Below are 22383 nucleotides of genomic sequence, written 5' to 3' on the forward strand. Positions count from 1 at the left end.
CGCACCTTGAGCCCCCCTTGACCGGGCCGTGCCCCGGAGCCCGCACGGGGGCTCGCGGCCGGGTCCGGACACGCCGAAGGGGCCGCCCGCACCACGGATGGCGGGCGGCCCCTTCGGGGTCGTGCTCAGGAACCCGGCGGAGTGCTCCGGGTCAGGAGGCCTTGGCCTTCGCGGCCGGGGCAGCGGCGGCGGCCGGGGCCGGCGCCGGCTTGGCGGCCTCGTAGAACTCCTCGCGCGGGCTTTCCAGGGCGCCGAGGGCGACGACCTCGCGCTTGAGGAACATGCCGAGGGTCCAGTCCGCGAAGACGCGGATCTTGCGGTTCCAGGTCGGCATGGCCATGCCGTGGTAGCCACGGTGCATGTACCAGGCGAGACGGCCCTTGAGCTTGATCTTCATCTTGCCCATGACGATCATCGCCACGCCCTTGTGGAGGCCGAGGCCCGCCACCGCACCCTTGTTGGAGTGCTCGTACTCCTTCTGCGGGAAGCCCCGCATGCCGGAGACCACGTTGTCGCCGAGGACCTTGGCCTGGCGCAGCGCGTGCTGGGCGTTCGGCGGGCACCAGGCGTTCTCGACGCCGGCCTTGCGGGAGGCGACGTCCGGGACCTGGGCGTTGTCGCCGGCGGCCCAGATGTAGTCGGTGCCCTGGACCTGGAGGGTCGGGGCGGTGTCCACGTGGCCGCGCGGGCCGAGCGGCAGGCCGTAGCGGGCCAGCGCCGGGTTCGGCTTGACGCCCGCGGTCCACACGATGGTGTTGGAGTCGACCTCGAGGCCGTTCTTCAGCACCACGTGGCCGTCCACGCAGGAGTCCATGGACGTGTTGAGGTAGATCTCGATGCCGCGCGACTCGAGGTGCTCCTTGCCCCAGGTGCCGAGCTTGGGCCCGACCTCGGGAAGGATCTTGTCGGCCGCGTCGACCAGGATGAAGCGCATGTCCTCGCGCTTGATCGTGGAGTAGTACTTCGCGGCGTCGCGGGCCATGTCCTCGACCTCGCCGATCGTCTCGGCGCCGGCGAAGCCGCCGCCGACGAAGACGAAGGTGAGGGCCTTGCGGCGGACGTTCTCGTCCGTCGTGGACTCCGCCTTGTCGAGCTGCTCGAGGACGTGGTTGCGCAGGCCGATGCCCTCCTCGACGCCCTTCATGCCGATGCCCTGTTCGGCGAGGCCGGGGATCGGGAAGGTGCGCGAGACGGCGCCGAGCGCGATCACCAGGTAGTCGAAGGGCAGCTCGTACGCCTCGCCGACGAGCGGCGTGACGACGGCGACCTTGCGGTCCTGGTCGATGGTGGTGACCCGGCCGGTGAGAACCTCAGCCTTGGGCAGCACGCGTCGCAGCGGGACGACGACGTGCCGAGGCGAGATGCTGCCTGCGGCCACTTCGGGGAGGAAGGGCTGGTAGGTCATGTACGAGCGCGGGTCGACGACCGTGACGGTCGCCTCGCCGTAGCGCATCTTCTTCATGATGCGCTTGGCTGCGTACAGGCCTACGTACCCACCTCCTACAACGAGGATCCTGGGACGCTCCGTGGTGCTCATGAGATGAGTATCCAGCACCCCAAGGGGTGATGCTCGTGAGCCCCTTCACAAGGAGCTGGGAGACCTCTGCTACACTGCGCGCCCCGCGTGACCCAGATCATGGCGCGCAACGGGAACCACGGTGTAACGGGATTCGTTGTTCACCCGCCCTGAACTGGCCTCCAAGGCCTCAACCGGACTGGACCACCGGGTTTCGTCCTTACCTCTGATACGAAACCCGTGGCGTCCGCGCATCGCACAAACAGGTGCTGAAACGGCCCTGCGACCCTCAAGAACCCCTCGAAGGGCCCCCTTGTTGACGCCGGTGACCCTTTTTCCTTGTGAAGAACTTCACGAACCTGATGCGCGGGAGGGCCTTTTCGGCCTCCCGGGAGCCCCCGCACTGCCCTCGCACTGCCCCCGCACCGGGCGTGCTCCCCCGCCCCACCAGCCACTCATCGGGTGGAACCCGATATTCGGCCACAGGCCCGGACGACGACCGCCGCAGGAACGGCCTCGAACGGCTCGAGGGGGCGTCCGGACCCGGACGCCCCCTCGTACATCCCCGCCGGTGGACCGGTCAGGCCGCGGACCAGGCGATGCCGTCGAGGATGTCGTGCTCGGAGACCACGACCTCGGTGGCGCCGGTGCGCTCCATGATCGCGAGGAGGACCAGGGCGCCGGCGCCGATCACGTCGACCCGGCCCGGGTGCATCACCGGGATCGCCGCGCGCTCGGCGTGGGGTGCCGTCAGCATCCGCCCGCTGATCTCGCGGACCTGCTCGTAGGAGATCCGGGAGTGGTGGATCCGCTCGGACTCGTACGCGTCCAGGCCCAGGGCGATCGCGGCGACCGTGGTCACCGAGCCGGCCAGGCCCACCAGGGTGCGCGCCTCGCCCAGCGGGACCGTGGCGGCGGCCAGGTCCAGGGCCGCCTCGATGTCGGCGCGCATGGCGGCGATCTGCGCGGCGGTCGGCGGGTCGGTGACCTCGCCGTCCACCACCAGGTGGCGCTCGGTCATCCGGACGCAGCCCACGTCGACCGAGCGGGCGGCGCGCACGTGCTCCTCGCCGACGACGAACTCGGTCGAGCCGCCGCCGATGTCCACCACCAGGAAGGGCTTCTCCAGGTGCGCGGCGCCGGTCAGCTCCTTGGTGGCGCCGGTGAAGGAGAACTCCGCCTCCTGCTCGCCGGAGATCACCTCGGGCTCCACGCCCAGGATGTCCAGCACGCCCCGGACGAAGTCCTCGCGGTTCTCCGCGTCGCGCGAGGCCGAGGTGGCCACGAACCGGACCCGCTCGGCACCCAGCTCCTTGATCACCGCGGCGTACTCGCGGCAGGCCGCGAAGGTGCGCTCCAGCGCCTCCGGGGCCAGCCGGCCGGTCCGGTCCACGCCCTGGCCCAGCCGGACGATGGTCATCCGGCGGTCGAGCTCGACCAGCTCGCCGGTGGCCGGGTCGCAGTCGGCGACGAGGAGGCGGATGGAGTTCGTACCGCAGTCGATGCCCGCGACCCGGGTCATGCGGACCCCTCCTGCGGCTGCCCGGCCTTCGTCTCCTCGTCCTTCTGCTCCTCGTCCTTCTTCTCGCCGCACGGGGTGACGCAGGCGCCCTTGGCCCACCACTCCGGCAGCATCGCCAGGGCCTCGTCGCCGAAGGGGTTCACCCCGGGGCCGGCCGCCAGCGAGTGGCCGACCAGCACGTGCAGGCACTTCACCCGGTCCGGCATGCCGCCGGCGCTCGGGAAGCCCTGGAGCACCTCGATGGCGTCACGGCGCTCGATGTAGTCCTCGTGCGCCCTGCGGTACGCGGCGGCGAGCTCCGGGTCCTCGGCCAGGCGGGCCTGCATCTCCTTCATCACGCCGTTGGCCTCCAGCGTGCCGATCGCGGAGGCCGCGCGCGGGCAGGTGAGGTAGTACAGCGTCGGGAAGGGGGTGCCGTCGGGGAGGCGCGGGGCCGTCTCGACGACGTCCGGCTGGCCGCAGGGGCAGCGGTGCGCGATGGCGCGCAGCCCGCGCGGCGGGCGGCCGAGCTGCTGCTGGAACGCCTCGATGTCGGCGTCGGTCGGCTCGGTCCGGTCGGTCTGGGGCGGGGGCGTCTGCATGCCTGGAGGAAGTCTCTTCGTTCGGTCGTACGTGACGGTCTTGAGGGTGGTTCAGTCGCCGGGGCGGTCGGCCTTGTCGACGCCGTCCCAGACGTTGGAGTACCAGGGGCGGTCGGACCCGCCCTGGCCGCCGCGGCGGTGCTCCGCGGCCGCGGCCCCGGGGTCGGTCATGATGTAGCCGATCTCCCCCGGGCGCAGGAAGTGCAGGTGCCTGCGCGCCTGCTGCTCCGCGTAGGCGGGGTCCTGCCAGCGCGCCTTCTCGTCGCGGAGCTGTTCGAGGCGCTTGCGCGCGGTGGCGGCCGCCCGCTGCTGGTCCGCGATCTCCGAGCGCTGGGACACGTACTGGCGCATCGGATACGCGAGGGCGACGACCAGCGTACAGAGGACGAGCACCAGCAGCGCCGCCCGGCCGGTGAGCCGGCTGCGGCGCACCTGCCGGCGGGACTGCGAGCGGTAGACGTGGGCCGCGGTCCGCTCGCCGAGCTGCCGCAGCCTGGTCGCCGTGGAGAAGGTGGAGAACCGATCCCGGTTCCCGGCCATGGGTCCGCCTCCCCTGGTGCGCGCTACGCAATACGTCCCCGCACACGGTACGGGACCGAGTGCGGGGACGTAGGGAGGCTAGGCGAGGACTCAGCCCTTGAAGCGCGGGAAGGCGCTGCGCCCGGCGTACACCGCGGCGTCGTCGAGGATCTCCTCGATGCGCAGCAGCTGGTTGTACTTGGCGACGCGGTCCGAGCGGGCCGGGGCGCCGGTCTTGATCTGGCCGCAGTTCACCGCGACGGCGAGGTCGGCGATGGTGACGTCCTCGGTCTCGCCGGAGCGGTGGGACATCATGCACTTGAAGCCGTTGCGCTGGGCCATCTCGACGGCGTCGAGGGTCTCGGTCAGCGAACCGATCTGGTTCACCTTGACGAGCAGGGCGTTCGCGGAGCCCTCCTCGATACCGCGGGCCAGGCGCTCCGGGTTGGTGACGAAGAGGTCGTCGCCGACGATCTGGACCTTGGAGCCCAGGCGGTCGGTGATGGTCTTCCAGCCGGCCCAGTCGTCCTCGAACAGCGGGTCCTCGATGGAGACGAGCGGGTACGCCTCGACGAGCTCGGCGTAGTAGTCGGTCATCTCGGCGGCCGAGCGGGACTGGCCCTCGAACTCGTACTTGCCGTCCTTGTAGAACTCGGACGCGGCGACGTCGAGCGCGAGCGCGATGTCCTTGCCCGGGGTGTAGCCGGCCTGCTTGACGGCCTCGATGATGAGGTCGAGCGCGGCGCGGTTGGACTCCAGGTTCGGGGCGAAGCCGCCCTCGTCGCCCAGGCCGGTGGACAGGCCCTTGGCGTGCAGGACCTTCTTGAGGGTGTGGTAGACCTCGGCACCCCAGCGCAGCGCCTCGGAGAAGGACTCCGCGCCGATCGGGGCGATCATGAACTCCTGGATGTCCACGTTGGAGTCGGCGTGCGACCCGCCGTTGAGGATGTTCATCATCGGAACGGGCAGCAGGTGCGCGTTCGGACCGCCGAGGTAGCGGAAGAGCGGGAGGTCCGAGGCCTCGGACGCGGCGTGCGCGACGGCGAGGGAGACGCCGAGGATGGCGTTGGCGCCGAGGGAGCCCTTGTTGTCGGTGGCGTCGAGGTCGAACATGGCCTGGTCGATCAGGCGCTGCTCGGTGGCGTCGTAGCCGACGAGCTCCGGGCCGATCTGCTCGATGACCGCGAGGACGGCCTTCTCGACACCCTTGCCCATGTAACGGTTGGGGTCACCGTCACGGAGCTCGATGGCCTCGAAGGCACCGGTGGAGGCGCCGGACGGAACGGCAGCACGGCCGGTGCTGCCGTCGTCGAGGCCCACCTCGACCTCGACCGTGGGGTTGCCTCGGGAGTCCAGGATTTCCCGGGCTACGACGACGTCGATGGACGGCACGAGCATCTCCTTCTGGGATGTGACGCTGGGTGTGCGGTGGCGTGGGGCCTGGGACGGCCTCGCCGACTAGAGCCTAACCGGCTCCGGGCGGTCGGCCAGCCGACCGCCCGGGTCCTGGGACGAAAAAGGGGCCGAATACCCGCCTTCCAGGACATAGGACCCGGGAAAAGTCGAGCCTGGACGGTCCGCTGACGCGCCATGCCCTCCGGCGGCGCGGGCGCCCGGGCCCCGGCGCCGGGCATGCGGGGGCGCGGGCCGGGCGTGCGGGGCCCGGTCCGTGCGGCGCGCGGGCGCGGCCCGGACATGACGACGCCCGGCGCGCAAAAGGGATGCGCGCCGGGCGTCGATGCCACGGGCCGTGCCGGGGGTGGTGCCCACCCGCGCACCGGCCCCGGGGGCCGGCGTGCGGGTGTTACGCGGGAGTTCAGCTGAGCTTCAGCTTCTGGCCCGGGAAGATGAGGTCGGCGTCCTTGACGGTGTCCTTGTTCAGGTCGAAGAGCTTCTGCCAGCCGCCCTTGACGCCGTTGGCATCGGCGATGGTACCGAGGGTGTCGCCCTCCTGGACCGTGTAGGAGCCGTTGCCGGTGGCCGGGGTGCCGGTCTTCGGCGCGGACGGCTTCGCCGGGGCCGGCTTGGACGGGGTCCAGTTGCCGGAGCCGGAGCCGGTGCTCTTGGTCTCGGTGTCGGCCTTCGGGGTGGAGGGCTTCGCCGGGGCGGGCTTGGCCGGGGCCGGCTTGGTCTCCGGCTTCGGCTTGGCCGGGGTGGTGGTCGAGCCGCCGCCGTTGTAGGCGGAGTTGGACAGGCCGACGCCGCAGGACGGCCAGGCGCCCTTGCCCTGGCCCTTGAGGACCTTCTCGGCGATGGCTATCTGCTGCGACTTGCTGGCCTGGTTGGCCTGCGCGGCGTACGCCTTGCCGCCGTACGCGGCCCACGTGGAGGCGGAGAACTGGAGGCCGCCGTAGTAACCGTTGCCGGTGTTGATGGACCAGTTGCCGCCGGACTCGCAGGAGGCGACCTTGTCCCACTCCGAGACCGTGGCGGCGCTGGCGGAGCCGGCGGCCATCAGCGGGGCGGCGACGGCCACACCGGCGACACCGGCGAGCGTGACGATGCGGACGGCCTTGGAGCCGCGGCGGTGCTTGCCCTTGCCGGAAAGCAGCATGGAGTTCTCCTCACCGACGCCTTCGAGGTGAGCTGTCGGGTTCGGGCGGATGAGTTGCCCGGTCGCGCAGTTGCGCGTCTTCACCCCTAGCCGGTACGCGGACCGTCTCTCAACGGCCTTTCCCGGCACCTACCTTGGTTCCCCCGCTCCTGCCAACGGCGCTTGCGCGACGACTGTTCCCTCCGGCCGCCGGCAGGATTCGGCGATGCGGTCGAAGGAGCCCGCGGTGGCGGGCGACTCAGAAGGTAGGCAGGTCTCTCCCCGATGTTCAACGTGTGATTTTGGGGAGAAACCGGCCTACTTGCCTTCCTTCGGAGTGCGTTTGCGCAGGTCGGAGCGGGGTTTGCGGAAGTTCCGGAATGAGACACGCCAGTTGTCCGGAAGAGATGCATGTCTCACTTGCCGATAACGGACATTCAACCCTTATTGGGTGCCCGAACTACCCCTATTTCTTGGTTAGATCCAGGTTCTGGCCGGGCTTGATGAGGTCCGCGTCCGTGCCGATGACCTGCTCGTTGGCCTTGTAGAGGGCGCTCCAGCCCCCCTTGAGGCCGTTGGCGTCCGCGATGGCCGCGAGGTTGTCGCCCGGCTTCACGGTGTACACGGGCTCCGCGGCGGCGGCTGACGCCGTGCCAGGGGCCGCGGGCACCTCGATCGCGGCGGGGCCGCGGTGCTTGCCGTTGCCCTCCGATGCGCCGGAAGCGGGAGTGGCCGAAGGGGAGGGAGTGGCGCCCGGGGTGGCCGGGGCCGTCGGGTCGACCGGGGCGGTCGGGGTGCCCGGGGCCGTCGGATTGGCCGGGTTGCCCTGGTTGTTCGAGTTGCCCTGATTGCCCTGGTTCCCCTGGCCGTTCCCGTTGCCCTGGCCGTTGCCCGGGTTCGCCCCGCCGGTGGGCGGGACGGTGGGGCCGGTGGTCGGGGTGGGCGGCACGGGGTAGTCCGGCTCCGGCATGACGGGCAGTCCGCTGGTGGCACCCAGCGGGTAGTCCGGCAGCACGCTCGGGCCGGGCGCGCCGGGCGCCGGGGTGGGCGCCCCGAAGTCCGTGGAGGACTTCCCCTTGCCGGTGTCGGGCACCGAGAAGTCGGGCCGGACCGGGCTGGGCGCGACCGGCCCGGGGGTCTTGCCCGTGTCCACGTCGGGCTTCGGCCCGTTCTTGGACAGCCCCGCCGAGGCGGAGCACAGCGACCACGCCTCGGGCCCCTGGGAGTCCAGCACGCGCTCGGCGACGGCTATCTGCTGCGAGCGGCTCGCCAGGTCGGGACGCTCCGCGAATTCGAGCCCGCCCGCGTTCTTCCACTGGTCCAGGGTGAACTGGAGGCCGCCGTAGGTCCCGCCGCCGGAGTTGGCGCTCCACGTGCCGCCGCTCTCGCAGTCGGCGACCTTGTCCCACGTCGCGGTGTCGGCCGCGCTCGCGCCCGTGGCGGCGAGCAGCGGCAGTGCCAGCGCGGAGCCGGTGACTCCGGCGGTGACGACGATGGCGGGGACCTGACGGGGTCGTCTGTGGCGGCCGTTCCCGGGAAGCATGTGCCTGCACCTTTCGTATAACGGCGGGGTAACGGCAGAACCTAGCCCCCTTCGAACGGATGTCACAAGTTGGGCCGAAGACTGAATTCCGGTCAGTTCCGCCGCCCCGCCGGGCTTCGCCCGCGCCTCAGGCGTTCGGAACTGTGAAGCGGACGGGGAGGGTGCGCAGCCCCCGCATGATGAGTCCGCCGCGCCAGCGCAGGTCCGTAGGGGGAACGGCAAGTTCCAGATCCGGCAGACGCTTCAGCAAAGTCGCGAGCGCCGTCTGGCCTTCCAGGCGGGCGAGCGGGGCGCCCAGGCAGTAGTGGATCCCGTGGCCGTATCCGAGGTGCTGATTGTCACTCCGCGAGAGGTCGAGCGCGTCCGGGTCGGCGAAGCGCGCGGGGTCGCGGTCGGCCGCCGCGAGGACCACCAGGACGGGGTCGCCGACGGCGATGTCCTGCCCGCCGAGGGTCAGCGGCCGGGTGGCGAACCGCCAGGTGGCCAGCTCCACCGGGCCGTCGTAGCGCAGCAGCTCCTCGATCCCCGTCTCCAGCAGGGCGGTCTCGCCCGCCGCGAGGGAGTCCTGGAGGAGGGAGCGCTGGTCGGGGTTCATGAAGAGGGAATGGACGCCGTTGCCGATGAGGTTCACGGTCGTCTCGAAGCCGGCGAAGAGCAGGATGAAGGCCATCGCCGTCGCCTCGGCCTCGGTGAGGTGGTCGCCGTGGTCGCTCGCCCGGATCAGGTCGGAGATGAGGTCATTGCCCAGATCATCCCGCTTCCGGTGGATCAGTTCCCCGAGGTAGGTGCGCATCCGCTTCACCGACCGGGCGACCCCGCCGCGCGGACCGCCGCCGTGGCGGATCATCATCCCGGCCCAGTCGCGGAAGTCGTCCTGGTCCTCGCGCGGTACGCCGAGCATCTCGCAAATGGCGTAGATGGGGAGCGGGAAGGCGAACTCGTGGATGAGGTCCGCCTCCCCCTTCCCCGCGAACTGATCGATGAGGTGGTCGGTCAGCTCCTGCACGCGCGGGGTGAACTCCGCGACGCGGCGCGGGGTGAAGGCCTTCGACACCAGCCGGCGCAGCCGGGTGTGGTCCGGCGGGTCGATGTTGAGCAGGTGGGTCATCAGCTCCGCCTTGCGCTCCCCGGGGATCCCGGTCTTGCCCTTGGCGTGCGCCGGCTCCGCGTGGTGCGCCGGGTTCTTGCTCAGCCGCTGGTCGGCGAGGGCCTGGCGGGCGTCGGCGTACCGGGTCACCAGCCAGGCCTCGACCCCGCTGGGGAGCTGGGCGCGGTGCACCGGGGAGTGCTCGCGCAGCCAGGCGTAGGCGGGGTAGGGGTCGGTGGCGAACTCCCAGTCGAAGAGGGTCGGCGCCGGGGGGACGGAGGGGGCGGGCGGGGTGTCGGGAGTCTGCTCGTGCACCCGTCGACGGTATCCCGGCTCGCTACCGGCCATCCCTTATGGCCGGTTCGTCGCGGCTGTCCGCAGATCGGCCATCACTTGACGGCCGCTTGTCGGACATTCCTACTTCCGTCCTGTGGATGTGAGGATCTTGAAAAGCAGCTTCGCGGTGGTGGAGAGACGGGCCGAGCACGCGGTCAAGTTCTTCTACTCCCACCTCTTCTGGCACAACCCCGGGATCCGCCGGCTCTTCCCGGACTCCTCCGAGGACATGGAGCGCCAGCGCGACCGCCTCTTCGCCGCACTCACCCATGTCGTCTCCCACCTGGAGGGCGAGACCCTCCTCCCCTATCTCCGCGACCTCGGCCGCGACCACCGCAAGTTCCTGGTCGGCCCCGAGCACTACGCCGCCGTCGGCGCCAGCCTGCTCGCCGCCCTCGCCGCGACCTCCGGAGCGGCCTGGACCCCGGAGGTCGAGAAGGCCTGGAGCGAGGCCTACCAGGTGATGGCCGACGCCATGACGGCCGGCGCGGCCGCGAGCGAGGACCCGCCCTGGTGGGACGCGGAGGTCGTGCGCCACCTCCGGTACGGGCAGGACATCGGCGTGCTGACGCTGGCCCCGCACGCCCCGCTCCCCTACCGGCCCGGCCAGTACGTCAGCGTGAGCAGCGAGCGGGTCCCCACCGCCTGGCGCACCTACTCCCTCGGCAACGCCCCCCGCCCCGACCACACGGTCGACCTCCACGTCAGCCGGATCGAGGGCGGCCGGCTCAGCACCGCCCTGGTCCGCGAGATCCGCGTCGGCGAGGCGCTGCGGCTCGGCGCCCCGGCCGGACGGCTGACCCTGCGCCGCGCGGACCGGCCCGTCACCCTCATCGCCGCCGGAACCGGCTGGGCCCCCGTCCGGGCCATGCTGGAGGAGCTCGCGCAGCACCCTCCCGATCAGGACGTACGGCTCTTCCTGGCCGCCCGGGACGCCGCGCACCTCTACGACCGTCCGTGGATCGACGCGTACGCCGCCGCCTTCCGCTGGCTCGGCGTCACCTACATCACCCCCGCCCCCGGCCGCCACCGCAACCAGGCCACCGCCCGGCTGGCCACCGCGCTCGGCAACCGGGCCCTGTGGCCGGAGCAGGACGTCTACCTGAGCGGCCCGCCCGTGTTCATGGAGGAGACGGCCCTCCTGCTGAAGGAGCTCGGGGCCCGCCCCGACCGGCTCTTCCACGACGCCGTCCCCGTCACCGGCGCCGCCCGGGGCGAGCGGCCGCTGGGCTTCGGCGAGTGGTTCCTGCACCGCCCGGCCCCGCACTGGCACAACCCGTCGGACCGCGCCCCGCGCGGCTGATGCAGGCACAAGGCACCGGACGCGCACGGGAGGGGCCCGAAGCCGCCGGGGTCACTCCGCCGCGCCCTCCGCCGCCGGGGTCACTCCCCCACGCCCTCCGCCGCCCGGATCGCGTCCCGGTAGACGCGGGCCGCCGCGCGCAGCGCCGTCTCGGGGTCGGTCCCCGCCGCCTCCGCGCGCGCCGCCAGCTCCAGCAGCTCGTACCCGACGCCCTCGCCCCGCGGCAGCTCCACGGGCACCCCGCCCGTACGGGCCCGGCCCGCGAGCTTGGCCGCGAGCGCCAGACCGGGCTGGCCCAGCGGGATCCCGTCGGTGACCGACTCCCGCTGCTTCTCGACCGCCTTGGTCGCCTGCCAGTGGGCACTGACGTCCTCCGGCGACTCGGCCGTGGCGTCCCCGAAGACATGGGGGTGGCGGCGGACCAGCTTGTCGACCAGGTCGCCTGCGACGTCGTCGATGGAGAACGCCTCCGCCTCTTCCCCGTCGTCCGGGCCGCCGCCCTCCTCGGCGATGCGCGCGTGGAAGACCACCTGGAGCAGGACGTCGCCGAGCTCCTCGCGCAGCGCGTCCCGGTCGCCGTCCTCGATCGCCTCCACCAGCTCGTACGCCTCCTCGATGGCGTACTTCACCAGCCCCTCGTGGGTCTGCCGGGAGGTCCACGGGCAGTCCCGGCGCACCCGGTCCATGACCTGCACCAGGTCGAGCAGCCGCGCGCCCGGCAGGTCGTACGAACCGGGCAGCAGCTCCAGGTCCGGCATGGCCACCCGGCCCGAGCCGGCGAGCCGGGCCAGGCCGTCGGTCAGCCGCCGGTCGCCCTCGCCGCCCGGGATCACCACGATGGTGCGGCCCCCGGCGCAGGCATCGACGAGAGCGTGTGCGTCGGGGGCCTCGTGCGCCACGTCCACCCCGGCTTCGCGCAGGTACGGAAGCTGCGGGTGGCCCGGGTCCGCGCACAGCACCCGGTCCGCGGCGTGCAGGGCCTGCCAGGCCGGCCAGGACAGCAGCCCGGGGGCGACCCGGTGGCTGGCGCTCAGCAGGACGATCCGCCCGGCGTCCCCCGCGCCCTCCGCGGAGGCGGCGGCGGAGGTGTCGGCGGGTTCGGGGGCGGGTGCGGAGGTGTGGTCGGTCACCCTCCGAACCTACCCCCGCCCCGGGGCGTCAGGCTCCGGCGGGGGCCGCCTGCTCGGGCATCGTCCTCTGGGTGATCCACGGGGTCTGCTGGTCGCCGAGCAGGATCTGCTTCTCGTCCCAGCGGCCGTAGCGCGGGTTGACCTCGATGTGCAGGGCCCGCGCGGCCTCCCCGAGCTTGACCAGGGCCTTGTCCTGGCTGCCGTAGTGCGCGAAGAGCTTGTCGCGCAACAGCTTGAAGCGGGTGTCGGCGTCGATCTGGTCCGGGGCCAGCTGGGCCTGCTCCAGCGCCGCCGCGGCCAGCGCCTTCTCGCCGCCGACCTGCTGGAGCTGCGCCTTGCGGACGTCCTCGATCTCCTTGGGGCTCACGCCCAGGCCGGCGTCGTCCGCCGCCCGCTCCAGCACCGCGGTCTGGATCATCTTGTTGAGTTTGAGCCGCTCCAGCCCGGCGGTCGCCCCGATCAGGCGGGCCCCCTGCTCGGAGCGGTTCTGCGCGGCGCGCACGTCTTTCACCTGCGCCTGGAGCGCGGTGGTGGTGATGCGCTCGCCGCCGACGACGGCCGCGGTACCGGGACGGGTCCCGCCCGAACAGGCGGCCAGCAAGGGGGCCGCCGCGAGCAGGGCGACGGATACGGAGAGCGCTGTGCGACGGTGCAAAGGAGCCTCCAGGGCCGGGGGATTGTGCGTCGGTGCACAAGGCCGTGCGGTGATCGATGGTATGCAGTCGGAGTGGCCCGAGCCACTGCTTCGACCAACGATTCCCGGGGTGTTGGGGGTGCGCGTTCACCCCCCGGCTACCGCCGGGCCCGACGCTCCTGCGAAGGTCGCCTCACCATGTCGACATCGCAGCTCGCTCCGCACCACAGTCCGGAGCGCCCCGCTCCGGCCCCCGTCCGCCGCTTCCGGCGCCGTCCCGGACTGCTCGGCTCGGCGTTCGCCGCCCTGGTCACGGCCGTGGCCGTGTGCTCCGGGGACGCCGTCGCGCGGGTCTTCCCGTACGGGCCCCGCCACCGCAGCGTCAACGACCTCGGCAACCAGTTCGTGCCCTTCCACGCGCACCTGTGGGACCTGCTGCACGGGCGGGCCCGGGGCGGACTCCTGTTCAACTGGCAGTCGGGGTACGGCACCGGCTTCCTGCCCGACCTGGGCACGTACCTGTCGAGCCCCTTCGCCCTGCTGGTCGGGCTCTTCCCGCGCCACGACATCGACCTCGCCGTGTACGTGGTCACCGTCCTCAAGATGACGGCCGCGGCCGCCGCGATGGCCTGGCTGCTGCGCACCCAGCGGCCGGGGCCGTGGTGGGCGGCGGGCCTGCTGGGGGCCTCGTACGCGCTGTGCGGCTGGTCGGTGATCGAGGCCTCCTACAACCCGATGTGGCTGGACGGGCTGATCTCCTTCCCGCTGCTGTGCCTGACCGGGGAGTGGGCGCTGCGCGCGCGGCGGCCGCTGCTGGGGGTGCTGGTGGTGGCCGTCTCCTGGACGGCGAACTTCTACACCGCCTACATGGCCACGCTGGGCGCGGCGCTGGTGCTCGTGGTGCGGGTGGTGCTGACGAGGGAAGGGGTGCGGGAGCGGGCCCGGGTGGTCGGGCGGGCGGCGGTCACGACGGCGCTCGGCACGGCCCTGACGGCGCCGCTGCTGGTGCCGCTGTTCCTGAGCTCGAAGCAGGCCTATCCGGGGTGGTCCAAGGAGTTCTCCCCGGTGCCCTGGTCGGACCTCTTCGCACGGCTGATGCCGGCCACGTACTCCTTCGGCTCCCCCGCCCTGTTCGTCGGTACGGGGACCCTGCTGCTGGTGACGGCCCTGCCCTTCCACCGGGCGCTGCCGCTGCGCACCCGGCTGTGGTGGGCGGGGCTGGTGGCGGCGGTGCTGCTGTCCCTGCAGTGGGCGCCGACCCATCTGGCCTGGCACGTCTTCGCGACGCCGAACGGCAGCCCGTACCGGCAGACCTTCGTGCTGGCCGGGATCGCGGTGATCGCCGCCTGGACGGGGCTCGCGGCCGGGCTCCCCGGCGCACGGGCGCTGGCGGCCGGGGCCGGCGTCCTGGCGGCGGCCGCCGCCTGGGCGGCCGGCAGCGCGCTGTCCACGGGCTGGGGATACGTCCTGTTCTGCGGCGGGCTGGCCCTGGCGGCGGGCGCCTGGTGGGCGCTGCGCCACCGGCGGCTGCTGCTGCCGGCGGCCGCGGTGCTGGCGGCGGCGCTGGTGGCGCAGGCCGCCGCGACCACGGCGTACGGGCACAAGGGCAAGCTGGCGGGGCTGGACGACTACCCGTCCTGGGGCCGTGCGAACACCTCGCGCGAACGGGCGCTGACCCGGGCCGACGGCTGGCCCGCGTACCGCACCGACGCGGGCCGGCCCGCGCTGTCGGGCAACGACCCGCTGCTGCTGGGCGGCGAGGGCGGCTCGTACTACAGCAGCCACACCCCGGACGTGCTGACCCGCACGATGGCGGCGCTCGGCGCCGGCTGGACCTCGCGCGGACGCAGCGTGCAGAGCCTGGACAACCCGGTGACGGACGCCCTGTTCTCGGTCGGGGCGCGGCTGAAGGCGGACGGGAAGGTGGTCCGTGCGGAGGCGCTGCCGCTGGTCACCGTCCGGCCGGCGGGCCCGCCGCCGGAATTCGGCGAGTCCCCGTTCGCCAACCAGGAGCTGCTGCTGGGCGCGAAGGTGTACGAGGAGCCGGTCGCGCCCGGGGTCTGCCGGTCGGGCACCGACCCCTTCCTGTGGGCGCCGGAGTACAGCGGCTCGGCCAGCCTCGCGGACGGCCGGCCCTCCCGGATGAACGGGACCCAGCCGAAGAACCGTGCGGCGCTCCAGCCGCTGGGCCGCTCGCACGGGCCGTCCTCCCAGCTCGTCTTCGACCGCCGGGCCCCCGACCGGTGGACGCTGGGCTGCCTGGACCGCTCGAAGCTCACGGCGGCGGTGGCCGCGCTGCGCACCTCGGCCGCCACCTCGGTACGGGTGTCCGACGCGGGCCTGACCGCCACCCTGCCGGCCGGCAGCACCGGCACGGCGGTCGTGGCGGTCCCGGCCGTCGCGGGCTGGAGCTGCGAGGGGCGCCCGGCCGGGTCGCGGCTGGGGCTGCTGGCCGTGCCCCTGGACGACCGCACGACCACCCTGCACTGCGGATTCACCCCGCCGGGGCTGCTCCCGGGCGCGGGGCTGGCGGGGCTGGCGGCACTGGCGGTGGCCGCGCGGGCGGTCCTCAGGCGCCGTCCGGAGCACCTGGCGGGGCTCCGGCGCCTCGTCCGGCGCGGCTGAGGGGGCCGCCGGACGGCGCGGTCGAGGCCGGTCAGCCGGCCTGAGCGGCCGACGGGGGCCGCCGCCCGGCAGGGCTGCGGTCCGGCGCGGTCAGCGCACCTGGCCCAGCCACTGGAGGGTCCGGCGGATCTCCACCGGGAGGGGGTGCGCCGGGCCGTGCACCCGGTCGGCGTCGTACAGGAGCCGGACCAGGGTGTCGTGGGCCGCCGGGCGGTCGCCGAGGGAGAGCAGCAGGTGCGCAATCCGGCGGCGGACCTCCAGCGGCAGGCCCGGATCCGGGTTGGCGTAGTGGTTCTCGAACAGCGGCAGCAGCGAGCGGTACTCGGCGAGGGCCGCCCCGGCGGCGCCGAGCTGCTCCAGGCACTGCGCGGCGTCGTAGCGGAAGCGCAGCGCCTGCGGGTCACCGGCCGGGAACTCGTCGGCGAGGCGGCGCAGTTCGGGCAGGGCCCGGCGGTACTGGCCGTCGTCCATGAGCGTGGCGGCGTACTGCTTGCGCAGGCTGCGCACCACCGGGGAGTGCTCCCCGTGCTCGGCCTCGGCCGCCGGGAGGATGCCGCCGAGGATGTCCACGGCCTGGGTCAGGCGCCCCTGGTCGAGCAGCTTGCGGGCCTCGTCGACGGCCCCGGGGATGTCCGGGCGGGGCGGGGCCGGCGGCACGGCCGGCATGGGCGGGACGGCGGCGGCCTGACGGTCCGGCCAGGGCGCCTGGGGGCGCAGGAAGGGCCGGGTCGGGTCGAGCGGGCCGGTCAGGGTGCGGCTGCCGGGGGCCGGGAGGAGCGGCGCGAGGGCCTCGTAGACCTCCTGCGCGGAGCCGGGCCGGTCCTGCGGGTCCTTGGCGAGGAGGCGCATCAGCAGCGCCTCCAGCTCCTGCGGGACGTCGGGGCGCCGGTCGCGTACGGGGGCCGGGGGCTCGTAGAGGTGGCGGTGCAGGACGCCGAGGGCGGTGGTCCCGGCGAAGGGGACGGTGCCGCTGAGGAGTTCGTAGAGCAGCACGCCGAGGGCGTACAGGTCGGTGTACGGGCCCACGGCGCCGCCCATGGCCTGTTCGGGCGCCATGTAGGCGGGGCTGCCGATGGGGGAGCCGGTGCTGGTGAGGCGGGTGGTGTCGGTCTCCATCACGGAGGCGACGCCGAGGTCCAGGACGAGGACGGTCCCGTCCGGCCGGACCATCACGTTGCGGGGCTTGAGGTCCCGGTGGACGATCGGCACCGCGTGCACGGCGGACAGCACCGCACACAGCTGCGCGACCACCGCGACCGCCCACGGCCAGGGGTACGGGTCGTGCTCGGCGAGGTGGTCGGCGAGGTCGGAGCCCTCGACGTAGCCCATGACGAGGTACAGCTCGTCGCCGTCGCTGCCCGCGTCGTGGACCGTGACCAGGCCGGGGTGGTCGACCTGGGCCGTGACCCGGCATTCGCGCACGAAGCGGCGGCGCAGCTCCTCGGCGACCGTTCCGGGGCCGGCCACCTTGTCGGGGCGCAGCAGCTTGACGGCGACGCGGCGGTCCAGGCGCCGGTCGTAGGCCGTCCACACCTGGCCCATGCCGCCCTGGCCGAGGACGGTGGCGAGCTGGTAGCGCTCGCCGATGAGCCGTTCGCTCCCGGTCACTGCTGCGGGTCCTGGATCGCCGTGCTGTTCGGGTCCTGGTACGGGCCGCCGGGCTGCGGGGGCCGGGGCGGGGTCTGCGGGGTCTGCGGGGTCTGCTTGCGCAGGAGTTCGCTGAGCTCGTCGAGTTCCGCGCGGACCTGCCCGATGCGCGGGGGCTGGACGGGGGCGGGGGCCTGCTGCGGCGGGACGGCGGGCCGGACGGGCGGGTAGCCGTAGGAGGGCCGGGTCTGCTGCGGGGGCTGGTGCTGCTGCGGCTGGGCGTACGGGGACTGGTGCGCCGGGTACCAGGGCGCGGCGCCCGCCGCCGGGGGCAGGGCGGCCTTCGCCTCGTGGTGCTTGATGTCCGCGACGATGTAGTACACGCAGACGGCGAAACCGGTGAAGATCGAGCCACCGGCGCCGAGGTTGCCCTGCCAGCCGTTGGTCTCCGCCGTCGGGTCGAGCTCGATGAAGGTGATCCACACGACCGACAGCACCCCGCCGAGCACCAGCAGCACCCAGTCGCGGGACTTGCGGGTGAGCAGGGCGATCCGCAGCAGCGAGCCCCAGGCGAAGAACCCGCAGGTGAGCAGCGGCAGCGCCGTGAACAGCACGCGCAGCGTCATCGCCGGCCCGGACAAGGGGCGGTGGCCGTGGGGGCCTTGCTGCGGCGGGATGCCGGGGCCGTGCATCGCTGCTCCTGACGGGCCGTGCGGAAAGGGTGACGGCTGGAAGCGTATACAGCGTTTCCGGCCGCCCGTGAGGGTATGCGCGCAACCGTTGCAGGGTCGCAGCACGCACGGCCCCGGGGGCGGTCCGCGGGCGGCCGGGAGTCGGCCGGGGGTGACGCCGCCGTCCGACGGACCGTCGCACGGGCCCTGGACGAGCTGCTCCACCGTCCCTCCTGACTCCTGCGGCTACGCTCTGATCCCTTGATCGATCCCATGGGGGGGGACCCGTCATGCGCACCCGCATGCCCAGAACCACGACCACGGCCGCGCTCACCTGCGCGGCCCTGCTGACCGCCGCGGCCACCGCCTGCGGCCCGAAGTCCGACGACGCGGCGCCGAAGCCCCCGGCATCCGCCCCGGCCCAGGCCCCGCTCACGGGCGGCGACCCGGCCGCCGTGCTGCGCGCCGCGTACGAGGAGACGCAGCGGGCGGACTCCAAGACCGCGGTCATCTCGCGCCGGATCGGCGCACGCGAGATCACGGCGCGTCTGACCTTCGAGGGCGACGGCAGCTGCTACGGCGAGGTCAAGGTCAACCGCCACGGGACGGGGGAGATCCTCGTGAACGACGCCAGGGTCTCCCTGAGGGGCGACGCCGGCTTCCTCCAGGACCAGTTCGGGGACCTGCCCGCCAAGTCCCCCGACACGGCGGACGGCTGGATCGACCTGAGGCCGGGCGACCCCTCGGTCGCCCACCTCCTGACCCTGTGCAAGGACGGCTCCCCCGCCCTCGCCTTCCCGGCGGAGCGCACGGGCCTGCACCGTGGCCCGGACACCTACCTGAACACCAGGCCGGTCGCCGTGCTCCTGTCGAAGGCCCCCGACGGCACCGAGATCACCGACCACGTCTACCTGGACGGCACGCCGTACCTCCTCGCCCACTGGGAGAACGGCCCGGCCCCGACGAGCGTCGAGTACAAGAACGTACAGCAGGCCGGCTGACCGGACCCGCCCCCCACGGGGGCCGCCCGCGCCGGGTGCGCGGGCGGACCCCGTGGGGGGCGGGCGGTTACGAGCCGAGGACCGTGGTCAGGAACTCGCCCGTCCAGGCCAGGAGTTCTCGGCCGACCAGGGGCTTGCCGCCGACGCGGGCCGTCTTCGGGCGCGGGACCAGCACCTGCGAGGTGGCCGGCTTGAGGACCGTCCCCGGGTAGAGGCGCTTGAGGCGCAGCTCCTGGGATTCGCGCAGTTCCACCGGGCCGAAGCGGATGTTGGGGCCCTGGAGGGTGATGTCCCCGACCCCGCAGGCCCGGGCCAGCATCCGCAGCCCCGCCACCAGCAGCAGGTTCTCCACCGGCTCCGGCAGCTTGCCGTAGCGGTCGGTGAGCTCCTCGCGCACGGCCTTGATGTCGGCCTCCGAGGTCGCCGAGGCGATCGCCCGGTAGGCCTGGAGGCGCAGCCGCTCGCCGGGCGCGTAGTCGTGCGGGACGTGCGCGTCGACCGGCAGCTCGATCTTCACCTCCAGCGGGGGCTCCTCCTCCGCCCCGCCCTCGACCGCGGCCCGGTAGTCCGCGACCGCCTCGCCGACCATGCGGATGTAGAGGTCGAAGCCGACGCCCGCGATGTGGCCGGACTGCTCGCCGCCGAGCAGGTTGCCCGCGCCGCGGATCTCCAGGTCCTTCATCGCCACGTACATGCCCGCGCCCATCTCGGTGTGCTGGGCGATGGTGGCCAGGCGCTCGTGCGCGGTCTCCGTCAGCGGCTTCTCCGGCGGGTAGAGGAAGTAGGCGTAGCCGCGCTCGCGGCCGCGGCCGACGCGGCCGCGCAGCTGGTGCAGCTGGGAGAGGCCGAAGTTGTCGCCGCGCTCCACGATCAGGGTGTTGGCGTTGGAGATGTCGATGCCCGACTCGACGATCGTCGTCGAGACGAGGACGTCGAACTTCTTCTCCCAGAAGTCCACGACCACCTGTTCCAGGGCCTGTTCGGACATCTGGCCGTGGGCGGTGGCGATCCGTGCCTCCGGCACGATCTCGCGCAGCTTCGCGGCCGCCCGGTCGATGGACTCGACCCGGTTGTGGATGTAGAAGCACTGGCCCTCGCGCAGCAGCTCGCGCCGGATGGCCGCGCCGATCTGCTTCTCCTCGTACGGGCCGACGAAGGTGAGCACCGGGTGGCGCTCCTCCGGCGGGGTGGTGATCGTCGACATCTCGCGGATGCCGGTCACCGCCATCTCCAGGGTGCGCGGGATCGGCGTCGCCGACATGGTGAGGACGTCGACGTTGGCCCGGAGCTTCTTCAGCTGCTCCTTGTGCTCGACGCCGAACCGCTGCTCCTCGTCGACGATGACCAGGCCCAGGTCCTTGAACTTCGTCTCCTGCGAGAACAGGCGGTGGGTGCCGATGACCACGTCGACCGAGCCCTCCTTGAGGCCCTCCAGGGTGGCCTTGGACTCGGTGTCGGACTGGAAGCGCGACAGCGCCTTCACGTTGACGGGGAACTGGCTGTAGCGCTCGGAGAAGGTCCCGAAGTGCTGCTGCACCAGCAGGGTGGTGGGGACGAGGACGGCGACCTGCTTGCCGTCCTGCACCGCCTTGAAGGCGGCCCGGACGGCGATCTCGGTCTTGCCGTAGCCGACGTCGCCGCAGATCAGGCGGTCCATGGGGACGGACTTCTCCATGTCCTCCTTGACCTCGGCGATGGTGGTGAGCTGGTCGGGGGTCTCCGCGTACGGGAAGGCGTCCTCCAGCTCGCGCTGCCAGGGGGTGTCCGGGCCGAAGGTGTGGCCGGGCGCCGCCATGCGCGCGCTGTACAGCTTGATCAGGTCGGCGGCGATCTCCTTGACGGCCTTCTTCGCCCGCGCCTTGGTCTTCGTCCAGTCGGCGCCGCCGAGCCGGTGCAGGGTCGGGGCCTCGCCGCCCACGTACTTGGTGACCTGCTCCAGCTGGTCGGTGGGGATGTACAGGCGGTCGCCGGGCTGGCCGCGCTTGGCCGGCGCGTACTCGACGAGGAGGTACTCGCGGGTGGCGCCCTGCACGGTGCGCTGCACCATCTCGATGTAGCGGCCCACGCCGTGCTGCTCGTGGACGATGTAGTCGCCGACCTCCAGGGTGAGGGGGTCGATGGACTTGCGGCGCCGGGTGGGCATTCGGCCGAGGTCCTTGGTGGCGGTGCGCTGGCCGGTCAGGTCGGTCTCGGTGAGGACGGCCAGCTTCAGCGCCGGGTCGACGAAGCCGGTGTCGAGCGAGCCGCAGGACACGTGGACGATCGAGGGCTCCAGGGCCCCCAGGTCGGCCTCCAGGCGGGCCGCGATGCCCTCGCCGCCGAGCACCTCGACGGTACGGGCGGCCGGGCCGTGGCCCTCGGTGAGGTAGACGGTGTGCCAGCCGTCGGCGATCCAGCCCTTGGTGTCGGCGAGCGCCCGGGCGGTGTCGCCCCGGTAGGCCTCGGCGGCGTGCATGCCGAGCTTGAGGGTGTCCGAGGCCAGGTCGGCGTCGTCCGCCGCGAAGGGGGACACCGACCACCACATCATGCCCAGCTCGCGGGCGTGGTCGCGGACGTCGGCGATGCCGCGCAGCGAGGCCGCGCCGACGTCGATGGGGGCCTGGCCGCCGCCCGCGGTGGCCGCCCAGGAGGCCATCAGGAACTCCTGGCTGGTCGCCACCAGGTCGGCGGCCCGGGTGCGGACCCGCTCGGGGTCGCACACCACGGCCATGGACCCGGCCGGCAGGACGTCGAGGAGCAGCTCCATGTCGTCGACGAGGACCGGGGCGAGGGACTCCATGCCCTCGACCGCGATCCCCTCGGCGATCTTGTTCAGCAGTTCGCCGAGCTCCGGGTGCTCCTCGGCGAGGGCCGCCGCGCGCTCGCGCACCTGGTCGGTCAGGAGCAGCTCGCGGCAGGGCGGGGCCCACAGGCCGTGCTCGGCGATCTCCAGGGAGCGCTGGTCGGCGACCTTGAAGTAGCGGATCTCCTCGACGTCGTCGCCCCAGAACTCCACGCGCAGCGGGTGCTCCTCGGTGGGCGGGAACACGTCGAGGATGCCGCCGCGGACGGCGAACTCGCCGCGCTTCTCCACCAGCTCGACGCGCGCGTACGCGGCCGCCGCCAGGGCCTCGGTGACCGCGCCGAGGTCGGCGGTCACGCCCTGGCGCAGGCTGACCGGCAGCAGGTCGCCCAGCCCCTTGACCTGCGGCTGGAGCACGGAGCGGATGGGGGCCACGACCACCGAGACGGGGCCGGCGGCCGGGTCGTCGGCGCTGGGGTGGGCGAGCCGGCGCAGGACGGCGATGCGGCGGCCGACGGTGTCGCTGCGCGGGCTGAGGCGCTCGTGCGGCAGCGTCTCCCAGGACGGGTAGTCCACGACCTCGTCGGGCGGCAGGAGGGAGCGCAGCGCGGCGGCGAGGTCCTCCGCCTCCCGCCCGGTGGCGGTCACCGCGAGCACGGTCCGCCCGGTACGGCGGGCCAGCGCGGCGATCGCGAAGGGCCGGGCGGCGGGCGGGCCGACGAGGTCCACGTGCATGCGGTTGCCGTCCCCGGCCGCGGTGACCGCCTCGGCCAGGGCGGGGTCCCGGGTGACGGCGTCGAGCAGTCCGTGCAGGCTCATGAAAGCGGCTTTCCATCCGGTGGAGGGGCGGGCGGGGCAACGCGAAGCACCCGACACGTGAACGGGCCGGGGGTTCCCACCCTATGCCGCGGGTGTGTCACCCGCGCGCGGGATCCGGGCCGTGTACGGGTCCCGTACGGGTCGTCCGCGGGTCCCGTACGGGTCGTCCGCGGGTCCCGTACGGGTCGTCCGCG

The 22383-nt window shown here is 73.1% G+C and carries 16 protein-coding genes and 1 riboswitch; of the genes, 3 read left to right on the plus strand and 13 right to left on the minus strand.

Annotated elements, in window-relative coordinates; genetic code table 11:
- Positions 1 to 151 precede the first annotated feature (151 nt).
- The 8 genes from ACIRBY_RS18750 to ACIRBY_RS18785 all read right to left on the minus strand — a co-directional run bounded on the left by ACIRBY_RS18750 (position 152) and on the right by ACIRBY_RS18785 (position 9616).
- Positions 152 to 1537, minus strand: coding sequence for an NAD(P)/FAD-dependent oxidoreductase (locus ACIRBY_RS18750; protein WP_403901734.1), 1386 nt, complete (start codon positions 1535 to 1537; stop codon positions 152 to 154).
- A gap of 559 nt (positions 1538 to 2096) precedes the next feature.
- Complete coding sequence (locus ACIRBY_RS18755; RefSeq protein WP_403901735.1) at positions 2097 to 3038, minus strand: exopolyphosphatase; 942 nt, start codon at positions 3036 to 3038, stop codon at positions 2097 to 2099.
- Positions 3035 to 3619: a DUF501 domain-containing protein gene (locus tag ACIRBY_RS18760; RefSeq protein ID WP_403901736.1), complete on the minus strand. Its 585-nt coding sequence runs from the start codon at positions 3617 to 3619 to the stop codon at positions 3035 to 3037. Before ACIRBY_RS18760 ends, ACIRBY_RS18755 begins: the two co-directional genes overlap by 4 nt.
- A gap of 51 nt (positions 3620 to 3670) precedes the next feature.
- The gene (locus ACIRBY_RS18765; protein WP_042812168.1) at positions 3671 to 4159 is read right to left on the minus strand and encodes a septum formation initiator family protein; all 489 of its coding nucleotides are present in this window, start codon (positions 4157 to 4159) and stop codon (positions 3671 to 3673) included.
- Between the two features lie 90 nt (positions 4160 to 4249).
- The gene (eno, locus tag ACIRBY_RS18770; RefSeq protein ID WP_366450809.1) at positions 4250 to 5536 is read right to left on the minus strand and encodes a phosphopyruvate hydratase; all 1287 of its coding nucleotides are present in this window, start codon (positions 5534 to 5536) and stop codon (positions 4250 to 4252) included.
- 418 nt (positions 5537 to 5954) lie between these two features.
- Positions 5955 to 6692, minus strand: coding sequence for a transglycosylase family protein (locus ACIRBY_RS18775; protein ID WP_403901738.1), 738 nt, complete (start codon positions 6690 to 6692; stop codon positions 5955 to 5957).
- 2 nt (positions 6693 to 6694) lie between these two features.
- A riboswitch (cyclic di-AMP (ydaO/yuaA leader) is annotated at positions 6695 to 6863 on the minus strand.
- A 274-nt stretch (positions 6864 to 7137) separates the two neighbouring features.
- Positions 7138 to 8214 carry a transglycosylase family protein gene (locus ACIRBY_RS18780; protein ID WP_403901739.1) on the minus strand — a complete coding sequence of 359 codons (1077 nt, stop codon included), beginning with the start codon at positions 8212 to 8214 and terminating at the stop codon, positions 7138 to 7140.
- A 127-nt stretch (positions 8215 to 8341) separates the two neighbouring features.
- On the minus strand, positions 8342 to 9616 hold the full coding sequence (locus ACIRBY_RS18785; protein ID WP_403901741.1) for a cytochrome P450: 1275 nt from the start codon (positions 9614 to 9616) through the stop codon (positions 8342 to 8344).
- Between the two features lie 121 nt (positions 9617 to 9737).
- Between ACIRBY_RS18785 and ACIRBY_RS18790 the strand changes: the two genes are divergently transcribed.
- Complete coding sequence (locus ACIRBY_RS18790) at positions 9738 to 10940, plus strand: globin domain-containing protein (RefSeq protein ID WP_403901742.1); 1203 nt, start codon at positions 9738 to 9740, stop codon at positions 10938 to 10940.
- 80 nt (positions 10941 to 11020) lie between these two features.
- Here ACIRBY_RS18790 and ACIRBY_RS18795 read toward each other — a convergent pair whose 3' ends face one another.
- Positions 11021 to 12070: a nucleoside triphosphate pyrophosphohydrolase gene (locus tag ACIRBY_RS18795; protein WP_403901743.1), complete on the minus strand. Its 1050-nt coding sequence runs from the start codon at positions 12068 to 12070 to the stop codon at positions 11021 to 11023.
- Positions 12071 to 12098: 28 nt separating this feature from the next.
- The gene (locus ACIRBY_RS18800; RefSeq protein ID WP_403901744.1) at positions 12099 to 12725 is read right to left on the minus strand and encodes a SurA N-terminal domain-containing protein; all 627 of its coding nucleotides are present in this window, start codon (positions 12723 to 12725) and stop codon (positions 12099 to 12101) included.
- A gap of 177 nt (positions 12726 to 12902) precedes the next feature.
- Here ACIRBY_RS18800 and ACIRBY_RS18805 point away from each other — a divergent pair, with 177 nt between their 5' ends.
- The gene (locus ACIRBY_RS18805; protein WP_403901746.1) at positions 12903 to 15329 is read left to right on the plus strand and encodes a YfhO family protein; all 2427 of its coding nucleotides are present in this window, start codon (positions 12903 to 12905) and stop codon (positions 15327 to 15329) included.
- Positions 15330 to 15419: 90 nt separating this feature from the next.
- Here the strand turns inward: ACIRBY_RS18805 and ACIRBY_RS18810 are convergent, their stop codons facing one another.
- On the minus strand, positions 15420 to 16937 hold the full coding sequence (locus ACIRBY_RS18810) for a serine/threonine-protein kinase (protein WP_403901747.1): 1518 nt from the start codon (positions 16935 to 16937) through the stop codon (positions 15420 to 15422).
- Positions 16934 to 17608, minus strand: a complete 675-nt coding sequence (locus tag ACIRBY_RS18815; RefSeq protein WP_403901748.1) for a hypothetical protein — start codon at positions 17606 to 17608, stop codon at positions 16934 to 16936. The genes ACIRBY_RS18810 and ACIRBY_RS18815 overlap by 4 nt, the downstream gene beginning before the upstream one ends.
- 281 nt (positions 17609 to 17889) lie before the next feature.
- Between ACIRBY_RS18815 and ACIRBY_RS18820 the strand changes: the two genes are divergently transcribed.
- The gene (locus tag ACIRBY_RS18820; RefSeq protein WP_403901749.1) at positions 17890 to 18588 is read left to right on the plus strand and encodes a hypothetical protein; all 699 of its coding nucleotides are present in this window, start codon (positions 17890 to 17892) and stop codon (positions 18586 to 18588) included.
- A gap of 67 nt (positions 18589 to 18655) precedes the next feature.
- Here the strand turns inward: ACIRBY_RS18820 and mfd are convergent, their stop codons facing one another.
- A complete protein-coding gene (gene mfd / locus ACIRBY_RS18825) occupies positions 18656 to 22189 on the minus strand; it encodes a transcription-repair coupling factor (RefSeq protein ID WP_403901750.1) in 3534 nt (1177 codons plus the stop codon).
- Positions 22190 to 22383: the final 194 nt, after the last annotated feature.

Origin of the sequence: Streptomyces sp. NPDC096136 (genome assembly GCF_044763325.1) — a bacterium.
GTDB lineage: Bacteria > Actinomycetota > Actinomycetes > Streptomycetales > Streptomycetaceae > Streptomyces.